The 24,729-nt window shown below is 31.9% G+C and carries 24 protein-coding genes; 1 reads left to right on the forward strand and 23 read right to left on the reverse strand.

The window, feature by feature from the left end; all coding sequences use genetic code 11:
* Window positions 1–20 precede the first annotated feature (20 nt).
* From R4B61_RS05870 to dnaE, 23 genes are all read right to left on the reverse strand, one after another.
* Window positions 21–785, reverse strand: coding sequence for a ribonuclease HII (locus R4B61_RS05870; protein WP_413627331.1), 765 nt, complete (start codon window positions 783–785; stop codon window positions 21–23).
* Window positions 775–1,638, reverse strand: a complete 864-nt coding sequence (gene ylqF / locus R4B61_RS05875; RefSeq protein WP_413627332.1) for a ribosome biogenesis GTPase YlqF — start codon at window positions 1,636–1,638, stop codon at window positions 775–777. The genes R4B61_RS05870 and ylqF overlap by 11 nt, the downstream gene beginning before the upstream one ends.
* A gap of 11 nt (window positions 1,639–1,649) precedes the next feature.
* Complete coding sequence (locus R4B61_RS05880; protein WP_413627333.1) at window positions 1,650–1,871, reverse strand: YozE family protein; 222 nt, start codon at window positions 1,869–1,871, stop codon at window positions 1,650–1,652.
* Between the two features lie 12 nt (window positions 1,872–1,883).
* Entirely contained in the window at window positions 1,884–2,369 is a 486-nt protein-coding gene (locus tag R4B61_RS05885) for a dihydrofolate reductase (RefSeq protein WP_413627334.1), read from the reverse strand.
* A gap of 12 nt (window positions 2,370–2,381) precedes the next feature.
* A complete protein-coding gene (locus R4B61_RS05890; RefSeq protein ID WP_413627335.1) occupies window positions 2,382–3,332 on the reverse strand; it encodes a thymidylate synthase in 951 nt (316 codons plus the stop codon).
* Window positions 3,333–3,347: 15 nt separating this feature from the next.
* Complete coding sequence (locus tag R4B61_RS05895) at window positions 3,348–5,255, reverse strand: ABC-F family ATP-binding cassette domain-containing protein (RefSeq protein ID WP_413627336.1); 1,908 nt, start codon at window positions 5,253–5,255, stop codon at window positions 3,348–3,350.
* Window positions 5,256–5,262: 7 nt separating this feature from the next.
* Window positions 5,263–6,474, reverse strand: a complete 1,212-nt coding sequence (locus tag R4B61_RS05900; RefSeq protein ID WP_413627337.1) for a CCA tRNA nucleotidyltransferase — start codon at window positions 6,472–6,474, stop codon at window positions 5,263–5,265.
* A 99-nt stretch (window positions 6,475–6,573) separates the two neighbouring features.
* Window positions 6,574–7,833: a tetratricopeptide repeat protein gene (locus R4B61_RS05905; protein ID WP_413627338.1), complete on the reverse strand. Its 1,260-nt coding sequence runs from the start codon at window positions 7,831–7,833 to the stop codon at window positions 6,574–6,576.
* A gap of 69 nt (window positions 7,834–7,902) precedes the next feature.
* On the reverse strand, window positions 7,903–8,178 hold the full coding sequence (locus R4B61_RS05910) for an HU family DNA-binding protein (protein WP_413627339.1): 276 nt from the start codon (window positions 8,176–8,178) through the stop codon (window positions 7,903–7,905).
* A 162-nt stretch (window positions 8,179–8,340) separates the two neighbouring features.
* Window positions 8,341–9,648: a ribosome biogenesis GTPase Der gene (gene der / locus R4B61_RS05915; RefSeq protein ID WP_413627340.1), complete on the reverse strand. Its 1,308-nt coding sequence runs from the start codon at window positions 9,646–9,648 to the stop codon at window positions 8,341–8,343.
* Between the two features lie 62 nt (window positions 9,649–9,710).
* Window positions 9,711–10,925: a 30S ribosomal protein S1 gene (gene rpsA / locus R4B61_RS05920; RefSeq protein ID WP_413627341.1), complete on the reverse strand. Its 1,215-nt coding sequence runs from the start codon at window positions 10,923–10,925 to the stop codon at window positions 9,711–9,713.
* A 95-nt stretch (window positions 10,926–11,020) separates the two neighbouring features.
* Window positions 11,021–11,698, reverse strand: coding sequence for a (d)CMP kinase (gene cmk, locus R4B61_RS05925; RefSeq protein WP_413627342.1), 678 nt, complete (start codon window positions 11,696–11,698; stop codon window positions 11,021–11,023).
* Between the two features lie 21 nt (window positions 11,699–11,719).
* A complete protein-coding gene (locus R4B61_RS05930) occupies window positions 11,720–12,379 on the reverse strand; it encodes a LysM peptidoglycan-binding domain-containing protein (protein ID WP_413627343.1) in 660 nt (219 codons plus the stop codon).
* A gap of 47 nt (window positions 12,380–12,426) precedes the next feature.
* Window positions 12,427–13,842, reverse strand: coding sequence for a RecQ family ATP-dependent DNA helicase (locus R4B61_RS05935; protein ID WP_413627344.1), 1,416 nt, complete (start codon window positions 13,840–13,842; stop codon window positions 12,427–12,429).
* Window positions 13,839–14,915, reverse strand: a complete 1,077-nt coding sequence (locus R4B61_RS05940) for a helix-turn-helix domain-containing protein (protein WP_413627345.1) — start codon at window positions 14,913–14,915, stop codon at window positions 13,839–13,841. The genes R4B61_RS05935 and R4B61_RS05940 overlap by 4 nt, the downstream gene beginning before the upstream one ends.
* Window positions 14,899–15,648, reverse strand: a complete 750-nt coding sequence (locus tag R4B61_RS05945) for a pseudouridine synthase (RefSeq protein WP_413627346.1) — start codon at window positions 15,646–15,648, stop codon at window positions 14,899–14,901. Before R4B61_RS05945 ends, R4B61_RS05940 begins: the two co-directional genes overlap by 17 nt.
* Before the next feature lie 3 nt (window positions 15,649–15,651).
* Entirely contained in the window at window positions 15,652–16,200 is a 549-nt protein-coding gene (scpB, locus tag R4B61_RS05950) for an SMC-Scp complex subunit ScpB (RefSeq protein ID WP_413627347.1), read from the reverse strand.
* Window positions 16,201–16,203: 3 nt separating this feature from the next.
* Window positions 16,204–16,923 carry a segregation and condensation protein A gene (locus tag R4B61_RS05955; protein ID WP_413627348.1) on the reverse strand — a complete coding sequence of 240 codons (720 nt, stop codon included), beginning with the start codon at window positions 16,921–16,923 and terminating at the stop codon, window positions 16,204–16,206.
* On the reverse strand, window positions 16,889–17,272 hold the full coding sequence (locus R4B61_RS05960) for a riboflavin biosynthesis protein RibT (protein WP_413627349.1): 384 nt from the start codon (window positions 17,270–17,272) through the stop codon (window positions 16,889–16,891). Before R4B61_RS05960 ends, R4B61_RS05955 begins: the two co-directional genes overlap by 35 nt.
* Window positions 17,273–17,287: 15 nt before the next feature.
* A complete protein-coding gene (gene xerD, locus R4B61_RS05965) occupies window positions 17,288–18,175 on the reverse strand; it encodes a site-specific tyrosine recombinase XerD (RefSeq protein ID WP_413627350.1) in 888 nt (295 codons plus the stop codon).
* 7 nt (window positions 18,176–18,182) lie between these two features.
* Window positions 18,183–19,046 (reverse strand): S1 RNA-binding domain-containing protein, encoded by an 864-nt coding sequence (locus R4B61_RS05970; protein WP_413627351.1) that lies wholly within the window; start codon window positions 19,044–19,046, stop codon window positions 18,183–18,185.
* Between the two features lie 119 nt (window positions 19,047–19,165).
* Window positions 19,166–20,926 (reverse strand): pyruvate kinase, encoded by a 1,761-nt coding sequence (pyk, locus tag R4B61_RS05975; protein ID WP_413627352.1) that lies wholly within the window; start codon window positions 20,924–20,926, stop codon window positions 19,166–19,168.
* 110 nt (window positions 20,927–21,036) lie between these two features.
* Window positions 21,037–24,363, reverse strand: coding sequence for a DNA polymerase III subunit alpha (dnaE, locus tag R4B61_RS05980; RefSeq protein WP_413627353.1), 3,327 nt, complete (start codon window positions 24,361–24,363; stop codon window positions 21,037–21,039).
* 130 nt (window positions 24,364–24,493) lie between these two features.
* On the opposite strand from dnaE, the gene R4B61_RS05985 reads away from it, so the two are divergent.
* The gene (locus R4B61_RS05985; RefSeq protein WP_413627354.1) at window positions 24,494–24,682 is read left to right on the forward strand and encodes a DUF2929 family protein; all 189 of its coding nucleotides are present in this window, start codon (window positions 24,494–24,496) and stop codon (window positions 24,680–24,682) included.
* The last annotated feature ends 47 nt before the right edge of the window (window positions 24,683–24,729 follow it).

Here is a 24,729-nt window from a genome sequence, read left to right on the forward strand (position 1 = left end):
ATAGAAGATACGAATAAAAGTTATTTTTCAATTAAATTTTTTACTGGAGCAAATGTTTTCCGATGAATGGGAGTGACTCCAAATTTTTTTAAAGCTAGCAAGTGTTTAGCAGTACCATAACCATCGTTATTAATGAAGTCATACTCAGGATATTCATTATTATAATCAATCATTAGATTATCTCTAGTTACTTTAGCTAAAATACTTGCAGCGGCAATTGAATTTGATTTTGCATCACCTTTAATTAATTTTGTCTGAGGAATCTCAGTGTTAATCTCCATTGCATCAATTAATAAATGTTGTGGTTGAACTTTCAATCCGGAAACAGCGTCTTTCATTGAGATTTTGGTTGCTTCATAGATATTAACTTCATCGATTACTTCATTACTAATTACTGAAAAATTATAAGCAATGGCTTGTTGCTTAATTTTAGCAAATAATTCACGTCTTTTTTTATCAGTAAGTTGTTTTGAATCATTTACATCAACTAAATTAAATGTTTTGGGTAAGATAACTGCTGCCGCAACAACTGGTCCTGCCAATGGTCCACGACCAACTTCATCAATACCAGCGACATATTTTAATCCTTGATTCCACAATTCTGTTTCAAAGTTAAATCGATTGCGGAATTTTTCTTTTTCGATTTCTAACTTGCTAATTCTTTTTTTAGTATTAGTAATAATATTTTGAACCCCTTTACGAGGGTCATTTTCAAATTCTAAGAATAAAGGATCGTTATAGTCACTAACATTTTGAAATGAATCTTTAACTTCTTTAATCTTCATTTTCAGCTTCACTTACATCAATATCTAAAGTAAAACGACCTAACTTACCTTTTCTAACGTCGTTAATAATTCGATCTGCCGCTCTATCGTAATCATCACGCATACCAATTTTTTCTGTAATTTTTAACAGTAATTCCGGGTCATTTAGTTCTAAATCAGCTTCATTAAGATGATATCTATTTAATATTGCATTTGGATTAGTTTGTTTAAAGAAAGAAAGTGCAAATAGAGCCACATCATCACTGTGGTATGAACTTTCACGCACAGCTCCAGTTAATGATAATTTTTCTCCAACTTTTTGTGATTGAAACTTAGGCCATAAAATACCGGGTGTATCCAATAGTTCTAATTTTCCATTAGAAGTCAACCATTGTTGTCCCTTGGTAACACCAGGACGGTTTCCCACGGGAGCAGATCGTTTGCTAACTAATTGATTTAAAAGTGTTGATTTTCCAACATTAGGAACCCCAACACAAATTGCCTTGATTGATTTTCTTTCAAAGCCTTTATCTGCTTTTGCATCAAGCAGGTCTTTTAAGATTGAATTTGCAATAGTTTCGATTTTCTTTCTGACCCCACTAACTTTAGAGTCAATCGAAATTGCCATAATTCCTTGATCTTTAAAATATTTAATCCATTGCATCGTTTTTTGTGGATCTGCTAAATCAGCTTTGGTTAAAATAATTAGTCGTGGCTTATCTTTGCTGATTCTTTTAATTTCGGGATTGATTGAAGTGTACGGAATTCTAGCATCAACTAATTCAAAAACGATGTCAACGAGCTTAATGTTTTCTTCGAATTGTCGAATTGCTTTCGCCATATGTCCGGGAAACCACTGTATATTACTTTTCATTAAATAACTCCTTAATCCAGATATTCTAAATATTTATTCCAGGCTTCATCAAAAATTGTCATACTAGGTAGATAACTGGCATTTTCCTCCAAGTATTTAGAAACCAAATCAAAGTCATTTGTGTGTTTTGGGAATAGATTGTCAAAAAAAGCATTATTAGCAAACTCTGCAATCTCCGAATGACTATCTGGATTTCTTTCCGTCATTAAATATTCATAAAAACTTTTTCTCATAACATACCTCTTCTATTTGCGTTGGTATATTTCAAATCGGTGTGGATATTCTTGGTTTTCTTCACCATTCCAACTTTTTAACAACTTAAAATCATCGTAATTAATATCAAACATTTTGACATCACCATCGATGTTTTTATCTATCTTTGTTATATACAAAAAGTCTACATGTTGGTATAATTCTTTAAAAATTTTCTGTCCGCCAACTACAAAAATAGTTTCATTTTTGAATTCATTTGCATAATGCAAAAATTGATCAACATTATTAAAAACGGTTGTATTTTCTGGAAAATCATTTGAATCTTGGTGAGTTAAAATTAAATTTTTTCTCTTTGGTAATGGTCTTTTGAAACTTGCAAAGGTTTTTGACCCAGCTAGTATCTGATGATTAATTGTGGTTTCTTTAAAAAACTTCATGTCATCGGGAATGTTCCAAGGAAGGCCGCCATTTTTACCAATTGTTTTATTTTTTGCTTCTGCCCAAATGAAAGCTAACATTTACTATTCTCCTTAAACTGCAACTGAACCTTTGATTGCACTATGGTGTTTATAATTTTTTATTTTAATGTCATCCATATCGTAATCAAAAATACTTTCTTTATCTGGATTTAACCATAGTTGAGGAGCTTCGTAAACTTCTCTAGATAGCTGTTCTTTAACTTGATCAACCAAATTTAGGTAAATATGTGCATCTCCGAGGGTATGAATAAACTCACCCGGTTTTAAATTACATTCTTTAGCAATTAAATTAGTTAGTAACGCATAACTTGCAATGTTAAATGGAACTCCTAGAAAAATATCAGCACTTCTTTGGTATAACTGACAGCTTAATTTACCATCGTTTACATAGAATTGAAACATTGTATGACAAGGTGGTAGTGCTACGTCATCAACATCTTCAGGATTCCAGGCAGAAACAATCATTCTACGAGAATCTGGATTGGTTTTGATGGTGTTAATTACCTTTTGGATTTGATCAATAGTACCACCAGTAGTCGTTTTCCATTTTCTCCATTGGCTTCCATAAACCAAACCTAAATCACCAAATTTTTTAGCAAAATTTTCGTCATCCAGAATCATTTGACAGAATAGCTTTTTTTGTTCTAGGTATTTTTCTTTAAATTCTGGATCATTTTGTGATCTTAAACCAAAATCAGTCATATCTGGTCCAGTATATTCATCTGATGTGACCCAGTTTTTAAAAGCCCATTCATCCCAAATGTGGTTATTATTTTGCAAAAGGTAACGAATATTAGTATCTCCACGTAAAAACCATAATAATTCGCTCTTTATTAAGCGAAATGGGACGTTTTTGGTAGTTAATAGAGGAAAGCCTTCTTCTAAATTAAAACGCATTTGTTGGCCGAAATAACTGATTGTACCGGTACCAGTTCGGTCATCTTTTTTGTGCCCATTTTCTAATACAAATTTAGCTAGGTCCAAGTAGGATTGTTCTAACATAATAAATTCCTTTCGTTAATCATCGATATATTGGCTTAAATATTCCCAACGCTGAATTAAATTATCGGATTCTTGATTTACTTTCTCTAGTTCAGATTGTAGTTCTGCTAACTTACCATAGTCATCACCATTATCTTGCATAGCTTGAGTAATTCGATTGATTTCTTGTTCAGTATGATCAATCTTATCTTCGATTCCATCGTATTCAATTTTTTCAGCATAAGTTAATTTAGTTTTGGTATGAATATCTTTGGTTTCTTTTTGCGGTTGTTCTTTAACAACCGAATTAATTTTGGTTTCTTGTACCTGATTACTTTCTTCTTTTTGTTTTTTTAAATAATCAGTAAAGATTCCCGTATACTTTTCAACTTCAGTGTTACCTTTGAAAATTAATAAATGATCTGCCACTTTGTCTAGAAAGTAGCGATCATGAGAAACCGTGATAGTAGTTCCACTGAAATGCTTAATATAGTCTTCTAAAACCGTTAGAGTGGCGATATCCAAGTTATTAGTTGGTTCATCCAAGAGTAATACATTTGGTTGCTCCATCAATAATTTCAATAGATAAAGGCGTCGTTTTTCTCCTCCAGATAATTTTCTAATTAAAGTACCATGCATGAATTTAGGAAATAGAAATTGTTCTAAAAGTGTAGTTACACTTATTTTATTTCCTTGACTATCGGTTACATTTTGACCAATGTCTGATAAATAACTTATGACTCTTTTATCGTCTGGAATCTTTTCCATTTGTTGAGTGTAGTAAGCAACTTTTACGGTTTCTCCAATTTCAATTGACCCGCCTTGAATAGGTAATTTTCCAGCAATTGCATTTAAGAAAGAAGATTTACCAGCACCATTTTCACCACTAATTCCAATTCTTTGGTTGTTTTGAATTAACAAACTGAAATTTTTTAAAATTTGATGACTACCAACTTCTAAATCAAGATTATTGATTTCAATAACTTTTTTCCCTAATCTTTGTTGGCCCATCGTAATATCGAGGCTATCTTCAACTGGAGTACCATCTTTAACTTGATCTTCCAACTGATTAAATCTTTCAATTCTTGCATTTTGTTTGGTAGAACGAGCTTTAGCTCCAGCTTTCATCCACTTTAATTCTTGCTTATATAATTGTTGTGCTTTGTGACTTGCAGCCTGTTCTTCATCAAGATATTCTGCTTTTTTGGCAACATAGTCTTGATAATTTCCTGGATATTGGAAAAGTTTTCCGAATGAAAGTTCCCAAATATGGTTAGAAACCTGATCCAAAAAGTAACGATCATGAGTAACTACAATTAATGATCCTTTATACTTAGCTAAATACTGTTCTAACCATTCAATTGAATCAAAATCAAGATGGTTAGTTGGTTCATCTAAAATTAGTAGATTAGGATTTTGAATAAGAACTTGTGCTAAACCAACTCGTTTTTGTTGACCACCAGACATGTTTTTAATCTTTTGATTCATATCAGTGATTTGTAATTGCGTTAGAATGGTTTTAACTTTACTTTCGGCATTCCAAGCGTCTTTTTCATTCATTAATGCTTCAGCATCTAGATATTTTTTCTCTAAATCTTTGTTATCAGATTCTTTTGAATATCTATCAAGTGCATCTTCATAGTTTCTAATAATTTTAAATACAGTTTGATCACCAGAAAAAACTGCTTCCATTACAGTTAAATCTTCTGGTAAATCGGGATGCTGCTTTAAATATCCAATTCGATATGACTTAGAAGTGATAATATTTCCAGAAACATCATGATCAATTCCAGAAATTGTATTTAATAATGAAGATTTTCCACTACCATTAGTTCCAATTAATCCAATTCGATCATGTTCATTAATAATAAAGTCTAAATCTTTAAATAGTGTTTTTTCACCATATGTTTTAGTTAATTTTTCAGCTCGTAAAGTTTCTACCATAACTACCTCAGTTACTTTCTAATATTTCATTTGCTCGGTTAAGTAATTGGGATTGATTATTTAATAATTTCCCGTCAACAACCTCAAATTCAAGTTGTTTTAATACTTTACCTAGCTTAGGACCTGGTTTAATACCATTTTTAATTAAAAATCCGCCGTTAATTTCTAATTCATGCTTTTCTTTAATTGGTAAGGAATTAAAATCATTTAATAGTTTTTCTTCTTTAATTTGACCACCATAAATAGTTGCACTTTGATTTGCATTTAATATATTTACTTTACCAATTTGATAAAGATTAAATGCATCAAGTTGGTTTTGAAGAATTAAATTACATCCCTTGGTGGCAGCAACAACGTCATTAATTAATTTGTTTGAACATTTGAAAATACGCATCATTTTCTTAGTCATTTGTTCATCTAGCTTAAACTGAATTGAAAACAATGTCCATACTTGAACTTCGTTGTGAATTTTATGCATTAAGTCTTTATTCAATAAAAGTTTTAAGTCGTCTAGAAAATCATTGAAAAAAGGAATGTTTTCAAACAAGTTGGTATCAAGCATTTGTTGTAAACCTCTCTCAGGTTTAATTCCTAACATCATTTTAATAAATTCAACGTTGATTCTTTCGATTGCTATTTTTTGAATTAACTGGCAATTATCTTTGATTGCTTGAAATGTTTTTGCTTCAATCTGAAAGTCTAGTTGACTTGCAAATCTAACGGCTCGCATCATTCTGAGGGCGTCTTCGTTAAAGCGTAAATTAGCATCACCAACGGCTTTAATTTTACGTTCCTTTAAGTCGGTTCTTCCATCAAACAAGTCGATAATTTCACCGTTTTCACGCATTGCAAAAGCATTAATTGTAAAATCTCTTCTTTTTAAATCTTCTTTTAAAGATCTGATAAAAGTAACTTTGTCTGGTCGACGATAATCTTGATAACCGCTTTCTGTTCTGAATGTGGTTATCTCAAATGGCTTGTTATCAAATAAAACGGTCACTGTGCCGTGATCAATCCCAGTATCAATAGTTCTTTTGAAAATGGTTTTTATCTCTGAGGGGTAAGCAGAGGTTGCCATGTCAACATCGTGAATGGGCAATTTTAATAAAGTATCGCGGACACTTCCACCAACAAAATAAGCTTCATATCCGTTTTCTTCAATTTTTCGAAGGACACTTCTTCCATCAATAAATTCTATGGGCAATTTTTTAACCTGCAAATTACAATCCTTCTTTCGGTATACATTTTCTTTTAATTATACATTAAAAACCCAAGTATGATATTCCTCAAACTTGGGTTGTATTTGTACATTTAAGATTTAATCCTCTAAATCTTGCAACATATAAACCATTTCAGCATCTTCAGGAACTAATGTAATATATTCCTTTAGGAGTTTAATTACATCGTTAAGCTGTCCTTGTTCTCGTAAAAAGAAGATATACTCCTTAAGGAAAACTGGATCATTGTTTAAATCAGAATAAGCTTTTTGATAATTAATTTGTGCGTTTTTGACATCATCGAGATTATTATATGCAATTGCTAGATCCCAATATACTTGTGGAACTAAGCTATTATCCTTTAAATATGGAGTCAAGAAGTCTATATCAGCTTCATATTCCTCATTTTTAATATAGATATCTGATAATTTAACCACGATTTCAAGGTTATCTGGATTAACTTCATTTCCTTTGATTAGATACTGTTGAGCTAGATCTAGTTTATTTAGATGTATAGCAGCATCAGCGGCCTTTAAATATAGTGAGACGTTAAACTCATCTTGACTGAGTCCTTCTTGATAAACTTTAAGGGCAGATTCATTATCGTTGTTTTTAACGTAGGCTTCTCCTAAATAAACATATAGAGAAGCATATTGTGGATCAGTATCTCTTAAGTTTTCAAAAGTTTTAATTGATTCATCTAAACGATTCAATTGTAAATAAGTGAAGGCCGTTTCAAATAAAACTGACGGTGTCATATCAATTTGTTTAATTTGTTCTAAATAACCAATTGCGTGCTCAAAATTACCAACATGAGCATATGAAACCCCTAATCTTTCCACCAAATTAACGTTTGAAATTGAGATTTCACCAGTTTTAATTAAGTCGAGATAAAGAGAAATTGCGTTTTCATATTTACCCTCAGAGTAATAAAGTTCAGCTAAGGCAAATTTAATAATTGGTTCATTAGGAGCTAATTCAATTGCTTCAGTTAGTTTATTTTCACTCACAATAAATAAATCTTGAGTTTGATAAAGATCTGCTTCAACTAATAGTGAGTTAATGTAAAACTCTGAATCTGGTTTGATCTCATTAAGATAAATTAAAGCTTCATCATTTTCATCGTTTGAAATGAGTATGTCAGCAATATAAGTTCTCAATTCATCTTCGTTAGGATATTTTTTTAATAGTTGTTTATATATTTTTAATGCATCATCTGAAAATCCTAATGAATATACTTCCTCGGCTAATGAGAATAATAAATCATCACTATCTTCAAGCAATGCCTTTTTAAAATATTCTTGGTAGCTTTCAAGATTGTTATCTTGAATTGCGTTTAATGCTTTTTCTGAATTATTCATTATATTATATCTCCTCCAACAAAAAAACCAGCTCGCTCATGCGAACCGGTTCTGGCTACTAAATAAAGATTATTTAACAGCGTCCTTTAAAGCTTTACCAGGTTTAAAGGCAGGTACCTTACTTGCAGGAATTTCAATTTCTTTACCGGTTTGAGGGTTACGTCCCTTACGTGCGGCACGTTCGCGCACTTCAAAACTACCGAAACCGATTAATTGAACACGTTCACCTTTAGCAAGTTGTTCTTGGATTACATCAAATACAGCATCTAAAGCTGCAGTTGCATCCTTTTTAGTAAGACCAGTTGATTTTGCAACATCATCTACTAATTCTGCTTTGTTGGCCATGAGTGTTTCACCTCCTGAATAATACGATTGTTTATAGCTCCCTATTATTCAATAGTAGAGTTATCTAAATAGTGATAACACTATTACGTATTTAAAGATATCACACCAAAAACACTAATGCAACGCCATTTACGTGAAATCCATTATTAAATATTTATTGATTTACTTTCTGCTTCTTGGAATTAAATGAATTGGTGTCCCAGTAAAATCAAAATTCTTTCTAATTTGATTTTCTAAATATCTTCTATATGAAAAATGTAGAAGTTCTGGGTCATTTACAAAGACCACAATTGCTGGTGGTTGAACAGCGACTTGAGTTGCATAGTAGATTCTAAGCTTTCTTGTCTTAATTGTAGGTGTTGGAGTCATTGCAACTGCATCCAATATAACCTCATTTAAGCTAGATGATGAAATTCTCTTCTTATGATTTTCATCTACTCTTTTAATGAGGGTTGGTAATTGATTTACCCGTTGTTTAGTTTTAGCAGAAACAAAAATAATTGGTGCATAAGCTAAATATTGAAATTCAGCTCTAATTGCCGCTTCAAACTGTTGTTGTGAATGATTATCTTTTTTCAAAGCATCCCATTTGTTTACAACAATAATTACACCACGACCAGCTTCGTGTGCATATCCAGCAACCCGTTTATCTTGCTCTCTAATACCTTCTTCGGCGTTAAGGACGACCAATACGACATCACTTTCATCAATGGCCTTCATGGCTCTCATAACACTATATTTTTCCGTTTTTTCATATACTTTACCACGTTTTCTAATACCCGCAGTATCAACAATTGTATATTCTTGATTATCAAAATTAAACTTAGAATCAATGGCGTCTCTAGTTGTTCCCGCAACGTCAGAAACAATTACACGATCATCACCTAAAAAAGAATTAACTAATGATGATTTACCAACGTTCGGACGACCAATTAGACTAAATTTAATACTACCGTCATCCAATTCTTCTGGTTTTTCCGCAAAGTTTTTGATTACTTCATCAAGTAAATCACCTAATCCTAATCCGTGAGCACCAGAAATTGGATATGGATCGCCAAAACCTAATGAATAGAAGTCGTAAATGTCAGCACGACTTTCAAAATTATCAATTTTATTGACTGCAAGAACAACTGGAGTATTTGATTTATACAATAATTGTGCAACTCTTTCATCAGCATCAGTTATTCCTTGTTTTCCATTTACCATAAAAATGATTACATCGGCTTCATCGATTGCAACTTCCGCTTGCGCCGTAATTTGTTTAATAAATGGTTGATCTGATACCTCAATTCCACCAGTATCAATTAAATTGAAATTGTATCCTAGCCATTCACCGTGAGCGTAAATTCTATCTCTAGTTACACCAGGAGTATCTTCAACAATTGATATTCTTTCACCAGCAATTCGATTAAAAATCGTTGACTTACCAACGTTTGGTCTTCCTACAATTGCTACAGTGGGTTGTGCCATATTTTCACCTCAATTTCAAAATAAAAAACCCTTCAAATAAATGAAGGATTTTTTATTAAAAACTATTCTTCTGAATTGTCATCAATTTTTTTACCTAAAATATCACCTAAAGTAAAACCATTTTCTTCTTCAGGAGCATTTACTGTTGAATTGTCATCAACATTGTTTTTAGGAGCCTTCTTATTTTCCTCTTTTGGAGCTTCTTCTAAGGCTTTGATTGATAATGCTAAACGATGTTCATCTGGATCAACTGAAAGTACTTTAACTTGAATACTTTGACCAGATTTAAGAATATCACTTGGCTTATCAATGTGCTTATGAGAAATTTGTGAAATGTGAACTAATCCTTCAACACCAGGGAATACTTCAACAAATGCACCAAAATCAACAAGACGTTTTACAGTACCATCTAATACAGTACCAACAGCTGCTTTTTCTTCAATATCATCCCAAGGACCAGGTTGTAATTGTTTGATTGATAGTGAAATACGGTCACGATCGCTTTCAATTGAAAGAACTTTAACCTTAACTTCTTCACCAACCTTAAGAATATCACCAGGTTTGCTTACGTGGTCGTATGAAATTTCTGAAACATGAACAAGTCCATCAATTCCACCAAGATCAATGAATGCACCGAAGTTAGTTAAACGAGCAACTTTTCCTTCAACAACATCACCAACGTTAAGGTTACCCATAATTTCTTCTCTAGCAGCCTTACGATCTTTTTCAGCAATAGCACGGTGTGAAAGAATTAGACGATTATCTTCAGGTAGCACTTCGATAATCTTAACTTCTAATTCAGCACCTTTGTATTGATTTAAATCATTTACAAAGTGATCAGTAATCATTGAAGCTGGGATAAATCCACGAACACCATCAGCGTTAACTACTAAACCACCCTTAACTGGACGGATAACTTTAACGTTAATTGTTTCGTCTTTATCAGCTTTAGCCTTAATTTCATCCCAAATCTTAAGTGCTTCTAGACGACGGATTGAAAGTAAGTAACTTCCACCTTCTTTATCATCACCAATTTTTGAAACAACAACAACTTTAACTTCGTCACCAACACTGTACTTAGCAGTTGCATTGTCTTCAGGTACGGCAGAAATTTCTTTACGAGGGATTACTCCTTCAACACCGGCACCTTCGATACCTACCATTAATTGTTTATCATTATCAACGGCTAAAATTTCACCATTAACAACATCACCAACACTGACTTCTTTAATATTATCAAGTGCATCTAATAATTGTTTGTTTTCATTTTCACTCATCAAACATTTCCTCCTTGAAACTACTCTAATGATATTCTACCTTATATAAAGATAAAATACCAGTAAATTATAAGTAGATTCTGTTATTTTTATTTTTACCGCTCTTTTTCTGAAACGATTTGTTTAATTTTATCTACGACACCGTCAATTGAAAGACCGGTTGTATCAATTTCGATTGCATCATCAGCCTTTTTTAGAGGTGATACTTTTCGATGTGAATCTTTGTAATCTCGAACTTCAATTTCATCTTTTAATTTTTCAAGAGAAACATTCATCCCTTTTTTAATATTTTCTTTGTAGCGTCGTTCTGCTCTTTCTTCCACACTAGCGATTAAGAATATTTTAACCTCAGCTTGTGGTAAAACGGTGGTACCGATATCTCTTCCGTCCATCACAATTCCACCATTAGTGGCTAGTTCTTGTTGTCTTTTTACTAACTCTTCGCGAACAACCGGTAAAGCAGCAATGGTTGAGACATTGTTTGTAACATTTTCTGATCTGATTTCTTCGGTTACTTCTTCGTTATCCAAATAAACCTTTTGTACTGGATCTCCAGGCTTGAAAGAAATTTTAGTATTTTTTAATAAAATTTGAATTTCTTTCTCATTATTTAAATCTATTTGATTTTTTAGTGCTTTTAAAGTAATTGTGCGATACATTGCTCCAGTATCTACATAGATATAGTTAAAATCCTTCGCAACAATTTTAGCTACAGTACTTTTACCGGCTGATGCTGGTCCATCAATTGCAATTTGTAGTTCTCGTTTACACATTATCTATTCATTCCTTATTTTTTATTTAACTCGTAATCTTTGACCGGGGTTAATTACGGAATTGGCATTCAAACCATTCAAGTTTTGTAATTGTTGAATTGTAATTCCAGCATTACTTGCAATTTTATAAAAACCTTCATTGCTATTAACCGTTACATATTGGGGAGTAGTGGTTTGTGTAGCGTTAGTTTGACTATTTGCATTAGATTGTGTATTTGCTGTTTGGGTGGTTGTTCCAGTTGATGTACTTACATTACTGGTTGCAGGTGTAGATACTGTTTGATTATTATCAGTTTGGGAATTATTAGTCTGGGTTTGACCATTGTTATCTGCTTGACTATCTTTGTTGCCTTCTTTGGTTTTATCATCAGCAGTATTATCTTTCTTCTGTTCCTGTTTGTTATTGTTCTTTTTTTCGTTTGTACTATTTTTAGACTTAGTAGTAGTAGTTTTGGTTGTATCTTTAATCGAATTTTGATTAGAAATTCCAAATGCTAACGAAAAAATTGCAATTAACGCAACAATTGATATTAAAATAGCTAGTATTAACTTAAAGTTACCCTTCTGTTTTCTTATTTGCATTCTTGAAAGAGTAGGATTAGCATCATCATTTTCAGAAACATTTACTTTTTGATCGCTGTCAAAAGATTTCTCCCAAGGTTTTTTATTATTATCGTCCATTATAAAATTCCTCCAATTTGATTTTAATCTTATTATATCATTTTAAACTAGTTAAATAATCCAGACATTATATCTTGCCATGATTTTAAAGACTTTATTTTAAAATCTTCATTACCTTTAAAATTAGATAGATTAATTGGCTCATCATTTTGGTTACAACAATTTTCATCATGATTATTATATTGCTCATCAAAATTTTTTAGTAGTGCTTTTCTGCGGCAATCATTACAAAAAATATATTTTAATAATTTATCTAACTCGTTTTGTTTCTGTTTTAGCTCTTGTTCAAAAATAGTCACAATATCATTACTTGAATAATGATTTTGGTGATAATAATCTAAAAGTTCTTTGATATTATCGGGTATTAATGCCCTTTGATTAGTTTGATAATTAAAAAGATCCTCTGTATTAGGGATTGATTGTTCTATCAAATTTTTGGCAATATATTCATCGCCAGGTGAGTACATTAAAATTGCAATTGCTTTAGATCCATCTCTTCCCGCTCTTCCAATTTCTTGCACATAAGATTCAATGTCTTGTGGCATATGATAGTGAATGACAAATTTGATGTTGTTTTTATCAATTCCCATTCCAAAAGCATTAGTGGCACAAACAATTTGAAGATTGTCATCCATAAATTGATGCTGGATTTTAAAACGATCTTCTTTGCTAAGGTCAGAGTGATATGCTGCTGCTCTTAAATCCGTAGAAGTATTAATCATATCAGCAATTAAGTTTGCAACTCTTTTACTTGAAAAATAGATTATTCCAGGTCCAACCATTTGTGTAATTGCTGAAATTAAATATTCCTGTTTGTCTAAATCATTAGCAGTTTTTTGAAGTCCTAAAAAAATATTGGAACGATTAACTGATTTAACGATTTTATTAACGGATTTTAAATTAAGCTTATTAATAATATCGTCTTGAACCTTAATTGATGCAGTGGCAGTTAACATTAGAACCTTCGGATTTTGTAATCTTTGTATGATTATTTTTAACGAAAGATATTCGGGGCGAAAATCGATTCCCCATTTTGAAATACAATGGGCCTCATCAATAACAAATAAGCCAACGTCAATATTAACCAATTTAGAAATAACTTCTGGTTGTAAAATCATTTCGGGTGAGATGAAAATATATCTAAAATGATTGAGATTATTTAATATTTTTTGTTTATGTTGGCGATCATAATTTGAATTTAAAGCTACTACTCTTTTTTCGCCTTGATAGTGAATTCTGTCTACTTGGTCTTCCATTAATGATAACAGGGGCGAAATAATGATGACTGGTTTTTGGGTCTGATATCCGTATAGTTGATAAATCAAACTTTTTCCAGCACCAGTTGGTAAGATTGCCATTGTATTTTGATTTTCGTGCAAGGATTTAATTGCTTCTGCTTGACCCAGTTTAAAACTATTAAATCCAAATTTACTTTTTAGCAGATCTTGAGCATTTACCATCATTTATCCATTCCATCTTTTGATTTGGTTTGATAGATTTCTATAAGTCTAAATTTATAAAAAGGAACTTTGTTTTTGAGTGAACTTTCCAATTGATCATAATCCCAATTATCAATATTTGCATCCATTGATTCAGTAACTTTATTAATTAGTTGGTAATCAAAGAAATATTGATATGGAAATTTTGTAACTGGTAAAAATATTGCAATCTCTAACAAATGTTCGTAAATTGTTGATAATTTTAAATTTCTTTTTTGACTAACTAACACAGGATCTTTAACTTTTAAAAAATAATTAAATGTTTTAGCGCTACTTTCACTAACTAAGTGATTCTTTAATCCAAAAGTGAGGAAATTTAAATCGGATTCTTGAGAAAATGATTCAGCTAACAATCCAAAACCATAGCACTCATAAATTTTGGTAACTATTTCGTTCAAATTTAATTCTGCAGAAATTTGTTCAATTGTGTAGCCATTGTTGTCAAATCCGACAAATTCATTGGCTACAATATCTGCAATTTTTGCATTATTAATCTTTTTTAGAAACAAAGATAGTTGCGATTTAAACTTTAAAAGAGAATCATTGGACAGATTTCTTAAAATATTTTTCACAAAAAACTTTTCACTTTCAGAAACATTAATCGGATAATACTTTCTTTCGTTATGATCTTTTTCAGAAATAACTTGAATCAATAAAAGTAAACGTTCTTTGAATTTATTTAGATTAAACTTCTGCAGATTTAATTGCCAAGGATATTCTTTAATTTGCTTAAGCAGTATGTTTTTTTCTGCAGCCCCTTTACTGGTTAAAAAATAAGAATTTCCGTCTGTCGTTTTAACAATTAATCCTAAATTAATCAATTCTTTAAAGCTTAAATTAGTAACTCTAAAATATTTTCCAGCACCTAAAAAGCCTAACAAATCATATCTGAGAGACCAATATAGAGTTGCTACAGTGCGTTTTCCCTTTAGTAAATTTATCAGTAATTTAACTCTTCTGGGTTGCTGCTTATCTAGCAGTAGAAGAAGCAACTGGCTTTGAACATTATATTTAGGTTTATTAATTATTTTTTCCATTTTCTTGGTTTTGTAGTTCAAACAAATCTCTAATTTCTCGTTTTCTTAACGGACGCCATTTCCCTACTTCTAATCCATCGACATTTAAGTTTGCAAAACTAATCCGTTTAAGTTTATGAACCGGATGATTAATTGCTTGAAGCATTTTCTTAACTTCATGGTTTTTACCTTCATGAATTGTCAATTCAATCAAACCATCTTGTTCATTTTCACCAACCTTCTTTAATAACTTAACGTCTGCTGGTGCACTTTTAACGTTCTTTTCTAAACGAATTCCTTTTCTTAATTTATCTAACTCAGATTCACTGGGAATTCCTTCTACTTTTGCAACATAAGTTTTATCAATTTCAAATTTGGGATGAGTTAACAAATAATCTAATTTTCCGTCATTAGTTAAAAGAAGTGCACCACTTGTATCATAATCCAATCTTCCAACTGGATAGATTCGCTCATTAACTTTATGTTTGAAAAAATCTAAAACTGTTTTTCTTTTTTTTTCATCTTCAACAGAAGTAATGACTCCTTTAGGTTTGTTTAAAATAAAATAAACTGGTTCTTCTTGATTAATTAAAGTATGATCAACTTCGATTCTATCTGTTTCATCAACTTTAGTTCCTAAATTTGTAACTACACTACCATTAACTCGAACGTGTCCTGCTTCTATTAATTTTTCACAAGCTCTTCTGGATGCAACTCCAGCATGGGCCATTACCTTTTGTAATCTTTCACTCATTTTTTAATCCCCTAATAAATCAAGTTGACGATGAAACATTTCCTCTTGATTGTTTAAATTATTTTCGTCCATTTCCGGTAAATCTTTAATGCTTTTCAATCCAAACGCGCGTAAAAATTGATCTGTTGTTACATAGAGATTTGGAGTCCCAACTTCGTCTAGTTTCCCGTTAACTTTTACTAAGTCTAAACTAAGTAGTTTATTAATCGAAACAGAGCTATTAATTCCTCGAATTTCATCTACTTTGATTCTTGTAGTTGGCTGCTTATAAGCAATGATTGTTAATGTTTCTAATGCTGCTTGACTAAGCATGCTTTTGTCGCTCTTCAAATAACTTCCTACTAAATTATCATAATTTTCTTTCGTTGCCATTTGAAAATAATTTCCATTTTCTAAAATACATAATGCTGAAGTTTCATAGTTATGCTGTAATTTCAAAATGTTTTCTCTAATAGCTGCTTTTGAAGCGCTAGTATATTTTTCTAATTCTTGAAGTGTAATTCCTTGATTACCAGAAACGTATATTAATGCTTCAATTTGATTAATTAACATTATTTAAACACCTTTAATTATAATTTCATTATTAATGCCAGCTTGGATAACTTCAATACTTTGATCTTTAACCAGCTTTAATATTGCCAAAAAATCGGTCACTAGTTCTTCTAAATCACTGGAAACAGAGAAAAGACTAGTAAATTTTAGTTGTTTATTAGGACTTGCTGCTAATTTCTCTTTTATTAAATCAGATTGCTTTGGAATATCAAATTTCCAGTCTTTAATGTTCTCGACGGTTAAAGATTTTTGTAATCGGTTTCTTTGCAGAATTTTGGTCCAAGCTTCTTTTAACAGTTTAATTTGAAATTCATTCTCACTAAGTTTTAGACTACTATCATTAATTTCAATTTTTTTGGAATGAAATTCGTTTCTTTGTTTTTCTTTTTCTTGGAGTTTGAAAGAAGCTTTTTTAAATTGTTTATATTCCAATAACTGTGATACTAAATCCTCTCTTGGATCTTCCTCTAATTCCTCTTCTGTTTCTTCAGATAATAATAGTTGTGACTTAATTTTCATTAAGTTTGCAGCTAAAACAAAAAATTCTCCAGCCACGTCAATATTTAATTCTTTCATTTTATTAATCACATTAACGTATTGACTGGTAATATCTTTAATATTGATATCATAAATATCCATTTTAGATTGTTTTATTAAATGTAGTAACAATTCTAATGGACCTTCGAAATCATTTATATGAATTTTTATTTCGTTGTTGTTCATTATTTCGTTCCCACTTACCTATAATATCTCTGGTTTCTAATGTACCAATTATTTGATCATTAGAATAGATTTGGTTTAGATTATCTAATACTCTAAAAATATTGAATACTGTATTAACATCAGGAGTTAACGTGACTCTTCTAATAAGTACGTAATTATTCTTTTCTTCTACTCCCAATACTCCAGCCCAATTATTAAACTCATCTTTCCAAACATATAAAATTCGATTATTGGCAGAATTATACCAATCAATTTCCTGTTTTAAAAATTCAATATTATTATGACTGTTAGAAAGGGAAAGAATTCCTAAAACAACCTTTTCATAATCAGTTTGATATTTATAAAGCATCTAAATTCTCCTTAATTAAGCTCTCGGATGATATTTTTGATATTCTTTCTTCAAATGTTCATGAGAAACGTGTGTGTAAATTTGAGTTGTAGAAATGTCTGAATGACCGAGCAGTTCTTGAACAGTTCTTAAATCAGCACCATTTTCTAAAAGGTTGGTCGCAAAAGTATGGCGCAACGTATGTGGAGTAACGTTTTTAACAATTTTTGCTGCTAAAACATATGCTCTAATTTTTTTCCAAACACTTTGTCGACTCAATTGGCCTCCATGACCATTTAAAAAAATAAATTTTGATTGTTTACCCTTTAAAAATAATGGCCGAATTTCGTTTAAATATTTACTTAGCCAATCAATCGCCACTTCATCAATTGGAACAATACGTTCCTTGTTTCCTTTACCAATTGTCTGAATTAGATTCATTTCTAAATGAAGATCTCCTAATTTTAAATTGATTAATTCTGAAACCCGTAACCCAGTCGCATATAAAACTTCGATAATTGCACGATCTCGGATTCCAAACTTACTCTTTAAATTTGGCATTTCCATTAATTGATTAACCTCTTGACTGGTTAAAACATCTGGTAGATGACTACCTTTTTTGGGAGAATCAATCCTACTCATAGGGTCGTTTTCAATTAACTTAAATCTCATTAGATATTGATAAAACTTGCGTAAACTTGAAACCGAGTGAATGATTGAATTTCTCGACTTAGGTATGTTTTTTTCAAATTCTAGATAACTTAAGATGGTGAATTGATCAACTGTCTTAAAATTTTCAATTTTTTGTGTAACCAAATAGTTTTTAAAGTTTTTCAAATCTTGCTGGTAACTCTTAATTGAATTGTTTGATAATCCCCGTTCAACAAGCAAAAAATGTAAATAGTCTTCAATTTGATTATCCATAATATTCCTAATTAAGTAACTTAATCCCGTCATCTTCAATCTTGATAATTTTATTTTTCAATAGATTTCCGATGGCTCTTTTAAATTGTCCTTTGCTAATTCCAAAATAATCTTTGATTGCTTGTGGATCACTTTTATCATTAAAGTTTAGATGATGATCGGCATTCATCTCTAAGATTTTTTTTATCATTTGAGCATCGTCGCTAATTGATTCGAACGCTCTTGGTCTCATTGAGAGATAAAAAGTTTTATTAGGGCGAATACCAATGACCCGTGCATTAATTTTTTGTCCTAATCGAGGTTCTTGTTCTTGCTCAGAACGATCGATAAAACCAAGATTATAATGGTCAGTTAAAACTTGGGTACCCATTTTTTTAGTATTAATCACCCAAGCATTTACATCTTTGTTTTTCAACTTAGGGTTTGCAGCTGGTTGAGAAATCGCCTTATAGATTTTATCATCAGCTCTTTGTGCCCATAAACGACCTTTGTTGTCTGTCTTCATTGAAACTAATAGTTCATCGCCAACATCAGGCCATAAATTTTTCATATCAGGTAAGTCGTCGACAGAAAGGACAATGTCTTTATCTTTTAATCCAATATCAATGAAAATTCCTAGGCCAAACTTTTTACCAACTACTTTTCCCCATGAATAACTATCGATACTAACATCTGGAATGTTTCGTGTAATTCGATTAACATGCTTTTCGTTTTCATAAGCGAACCCTTTAAAATTACCACCCAACTTCAAAGGCTTTTTTAATTCATTTTTATTTAGTGAATAAGTAATTCCATCTTTTTGGATGAAGTATTCTTTTTCATTTTCATCAATAACTTTTCCACTAATGATATTTCCGTTATCAGTATTCATTTTATACACCAATCGCTCTCTAATAATTACTTAGTCAATATCCATTATAGCAATAAAAAAAAGATTATTAAATTAGACAATTCAATAATCTTTTTATTTAACTATTTAAATAAAGTTAATTAAGCATTTTTGCTTTGGTTACCTTCGTAAACGATACCACGACGAGCATCAACAGTAAGAAGTTGACCATCTTTAATGTTCTTAGTAGCATCAGTAGCAGCAACGATAACTGGAATGTTTAGTGAAATTCCAACAACAGCTGCGTATGAAGTTAAACCACCGTTTTCAACAACGATTGCGCTAGCTTTCTTCATTGCTGGTAGGTAATCTTTGTTAGTATCTTTAACAACTAAAACACTACCATCAACAGAATTATCATTAGCTGATTTAGCATCTTCAGCAGTTACAGCTTTACCAATAACAGTTTGATCGCCGATACCTTGACCTTGGGCAAGTTTAGTACCAATCATTTGAACACGAATAGTGTTAGTAGTACCTTCGTCACCTAAAGGAACACCAGTAGTTACAATGATTTCTTCGCCTTCTTTAGCTAGACCAGTTTCTACTGCTTTAGCCATAGCAAGATTAATCATTTCATCTGATGATTCTGGTTTGTTAACTAAAATTGGGTTAACAGCGTAGTTTACAGTTAAACCACGACGTACACGATCGTTAAATGTAAGTGCTAAGATGTTTGCATTTGGATGGTATTTAGAAATCATACGTGCAGTGTAACCTGAACCAGTTGCAACTACAACAGTCTTAATATCCATATCTTTAGCAATTCTTGAAACTGATTCTGCAAGGGCTTCAGTAACATCACTATCGTTAAATTCTGGACGCTTAGTTCCAAATTCAACAAAGTTATCATCAGCAACTTCGTCGATTCTTGCCATCATTGAAACTGATTCTACTGGGTAGTCACCGTGGGCACTTTCACCAGATAGCATAGTTGCATCAGTACCATCGTAAACAGCATTAGCAACATCAGAAACTTCGGCACGAGTTGGACGAGGTTCTTCTTGCATTGAGTCTAACATTTGAGTTGCAGTGATAACTGGTTTACCAGCTTCATTACAAATCTTGATAAGACGTTTTTGAACAGCAGGTACATTTTCAGGTGGAATTTCAACACCCATGTCACCACGAGCAATCATTAAACCATCTGAAACTTTGATGATTTCACCAAAGTTGTCAATACCTTCTTGTGATTCAATCTTAGGGAAAATTTGAACATCTGCCATGTTCTTTTCTTCAATTAAAGCACGAATGTCTAAGACATCTTGTGGTTTACGAACGAAAGAAGCAGCAATGTAGTTAATTCCATGTTCACAACCAAAACGAATATCATCAGAATCTTTTTCAGTAATACCAGGCAAGTTGATTGAAACGCCAGGTGCGTTAACACCTTTACGTGAACCTAATACTCCATCATTCATGATTTCAGCAACTAATTCGCGGTTCTTAGCGTCCTTTTCGATAACTTTTGATCCAACTAGACCATCATCGAATAATACTTGTCCGCCAACTTTAACATCATCGTATAAACCTGGATATGAAACTGCAATTTTTTCTTTAGTACCTTCTAGGCTACCATCCATTGAAATTCTGAATTGGTCACCTGTCTTGAACTCAATTTCTCCACCTTGTTGAACAGTAGTTCTAATTTCTGCACCTTTAGTGTCAAGAAGAACACCTGCAATTTTACCAGTTTTCTTTTCAGCTTCCTTAACCATGTTGATACGTGATAAGTGTTCTTCATGATCTCCGTGTGAAAAGTTGAAACGAAAAACATTGGCACCTGAGTTTAATAAAGTAGCAATTGTATCTACGTCATTAGCAGCGGGACCAAGTGTACTTACGATTTTTGTTCTTTTCATAAGTTAAAACCTCTCCTTTGTTTGTAAATTAGGTTCAAAACCTAACTTGCCTTTATTTAGATTTCAGAATTATTGTACCACTTTTAGACGGGGTTGTCTTTATATAATAATCATTTCTGGTTGATGAATAAATTTTCACTACCAAAGATTCCCTTTAAATCATTAATGCTTTTTTGGTTAACATCAATATTATATTGGGATCCCAATCTTCTTTCTCTTTTAGAAGATGAATCGACTAAAATTATTTTAGTATCTCCTGGATAATTGATAATAATTTGTTTCATTTTTTGATAATTTTTCGTCGAATTACTTTCAGGCGTAATTTTAATAAACAATTTTTTATTTCGATTTTGATATTCATGTAATAAATTAGCAGCATTTTTAATTTGATTGGCAATCAATTGAATTCCACGTCTTTTTTCAACTGATCCATTAATCCAAATCACTAAATTAACTTTAATCCACTTACTAATTTGTTTATATAGCTGTGGGAAAATCGTAACTTCCACGTTACCAAATTGATCGCTAATGGTCATAAAGGCCATTTGCTCTCCTTTTTTAGTTCTAATAACTTTAATATTATTAATAATTCCAAAAATTGAAATTCCTTGTTGGTTTTCAATTATTTCTGTTGAATTAATTGATTTTAAAACCCTTCCTAACCCACTATATCTTTCTACTGGGTGTCCGGATAAGTAAGTACCCAAATATTCGTTTTCAAAATTAACTTTTTCCCAGTCGGCAAAATCCTTTTTGTATTCTATTTTGACATCCATCCCTGAAATTAATGCTAGAGAACCACCATATTCAGCTGATTGCACTAGTTTAGGAATTGCTTCAATTAGTTCTCTTCGGTTATATTCAAAATCATCAAAACAACCGACGTAAGCTAATGCTTTAATTTGATCGATTTTCCTAAATTTAGGATCAATCCGTTCAATGAAATCATTTAAATCTTTAAAAGGTCCACCGGCTTGTCTAGTTTCTAAAATATGACGAATGAAATCAGATCTTAATCCCTTAATTGAAGATAGGCCAAAACAAATCCGCGGATTATTAAAAACAAAATTAGACATACTTTGATTAATATTAGGGCCTAATACGGTAACCCCACTGTCCTTGGCTTCTTTAATGTAAATTTTAGTTTTTACGTTGTTTCCCATTACCGAATTTAAAATGGCTGTAAAAAAAGGGCCGGGGAAATGAACTTTTAAATAAGCCAGTTCAAAGGCCATTTTACTGTATGCAACCGCGTGAGACTTATTGAATCCATAATTTGCAAATCGTTCAATGTAATCAAAAGTAGTTTCAGCAATTTTTTTAGAGTAGTTATTTTTTATTGCTCCATCAATAAATCTACCCTTCATTTCGTCCATTTCACTTTGATGCTTTTTACTCATCGCTTTTCTTAAAACATCCGCTTGTCCTAAAGAAAAACCAGCCATGGTGGCTGCCAATTGCATAACCTGTTCTTGGTATACAATAATCCCAAAGGTTGAACCTAAAATGGCTTTAATGGCAGAATTGGTAAAGTTAATGGGTTCTTTTCCGTCTTTTCGCTTAATAAATGAATCAATATTTTCCATTGGACCTGGTCGATAGAGGGCATTTACTGCTGCAATTAAGCCAAAATTGGTGGGCTGCATCCGCCGTAATACTGATTTAATCCCGGCAGATTCAAATTGAAAAACTCCGTTAGTCATTCCTGCTTGAAATAACTTGATTGTTTGGGGATCTTCTAGACTAATTTTAGTAATATCAAAATCAGTTTCATAATTGTCTTTTATGGTATTAACAATGTTAGCCATTATTGAAAGATTTCGTAATCCTAGGAAATCAATTTTAAGTAAACCAACATCTTCAACGTAGTACTTAGAATACTGCGTCATTAAGATACCCTCATTACCATTTTGAAGCGGAGATTTTTCTACAATCGGTTGATCACTTAAAATTAAACCAGCGGCATGAGTGGAAAAATGTCTAGGTAAACCTTCAATTGCAACGGCTGTTTTAAATAATGTTTTATTAATTGGATAATCTTCAATGATATTTCTTAAATTTTGAGAATCTTTGTAAGACTGTTGTAAACTTTCGTGTAAAACATTTGGAATTGCCTTACTCCAAGCATTCATCTCGGTTGGTTTCATTCCAAAAACACGCCCCACATCTCTAATTGCTTGTTTAGCTCCTAGTGTTCCAAAAGTAATGATTTGTGCAACGTGATTGTCACCGTATTTTGAATGAACATAACTTAAAATTTGTGCTCTTTTATCATCCGGAATATCTATATCAATATCAGGCATCTGCGCTCTTTCTTCATTTAGGAAACGCTCAAACAATAAGTCATACTTGATGGGATCCACATCCGTAATTGCTAAAGAATAGGCTACCAATGATCCAGCGGCTGAACCTCTACCAGGACCGGTAATAATATCGTGATTATGGGCAAAGTTAATCACGTCCCACACAATCAAGAAATAATCATCAAATCCCATCCGATTAATAACTTCTAACTCATGGTTCAAACGTTTTAAATAGCGCTCGTTATTATCTAAACCCCGGTTTTTCAAACCAGACATACATTTTTTCTTTAGGTAGCTAACTGAGCTGCTTCCGTCTGGGGTAATAAATTTAGGTAAGTGTGGTGCTTGTTTGGGAATGGATACATTACAGTTAGCTTTCAAAACTTCATTATTTTTTAAAGCTTCTGATAATCCTAACTTTTGATATTCTTTTTCAATATCTGCTGGCAGTCTTAACCAATCTTTTCCTAGTTCGCCTTTTTGTAAGTCAATATTTTCAAATATCCCACCAGATGCAATTGCTTTTAAAATTTTTGTATCAAAATAATCGGTTGCTTTTAAATAGCTAACTGAATTGATTGCGATTAACTCCACATTATTTTGTTGACTAAATTCTTTTAGTTGATCAGGATGCTCTTCAAAAATAGTTACTCCCAACTTTAAATCATCAGTAGCAATATATTGCTTTAAATTAGTTATAACTTCAGCTGCCTTATCGAGTTCATGATATTCAATGAGAGTTTTAACCTCACTTTGCTCTGGAATTAAAACGTAAATATCATTAAAAAGACCAGCTAAATCACTGATTGAGACCCTGTCAGCACTAGTCATTAATTTAGTCGATATTTTCATTAAATTTTGATAACCGAGTTTAGCTTTAGCAAGTAATACTAATTTGAAATCATGTTCAATTAAGCTAAATCCCTTAACGTTAATAGTTAAGCCAATTATTGGTTTAATTCCTTGCTTGGTTGCCTCCTTATAGAAAGCAACGGCCCCATACATTACATTTTCATCTGTAAGCGCTAGAGCATCGTATCCTTTTTCCTTAGCATTCTTAATTAACTTTGGTAGTGTATTTGGACTTTGAAGCAAACTATATGAACTTATATTTTGTAATGGAACGTACCCCATAAATTACACTACCTTTCTTCTTTTTATCTCTATTTATTATAACAAACAAAAATTATTTCCAAACTAATCGCTCTTGATTGCATTTAAATTTCATCGTGATAAACTACCAGTATATAAGGAGTTGATATTAATGAAAACAATTAGTACAAATTTAACCACCCTTTTTTGGGGTATCGTTTATGGTGAAATAATTGGATACATCGGATCAGCTTTGGTACAAGTTCCTTTTACAAAGACAATCGCAATGAACGTTGCAATTGTTGGAGCTATCATAGCATTGGTATTCATCAACTTATTTAAATTAGTTATGAAACCATAAAAAGCATCTACAAACGGAAACCTTTTAATAGGTAATCTGTTTATGGA

It is taken from the genome of Fructilactobacillus vespulae (assembly GCF_047324295.1).
Classification (GTDB): domain Bacteria; phylum Bacillota; class Bacilli; order Lactobacillales; family Lactobacillaceae; genus Fructilactobacillus; species Fructilactobacillus vespulae.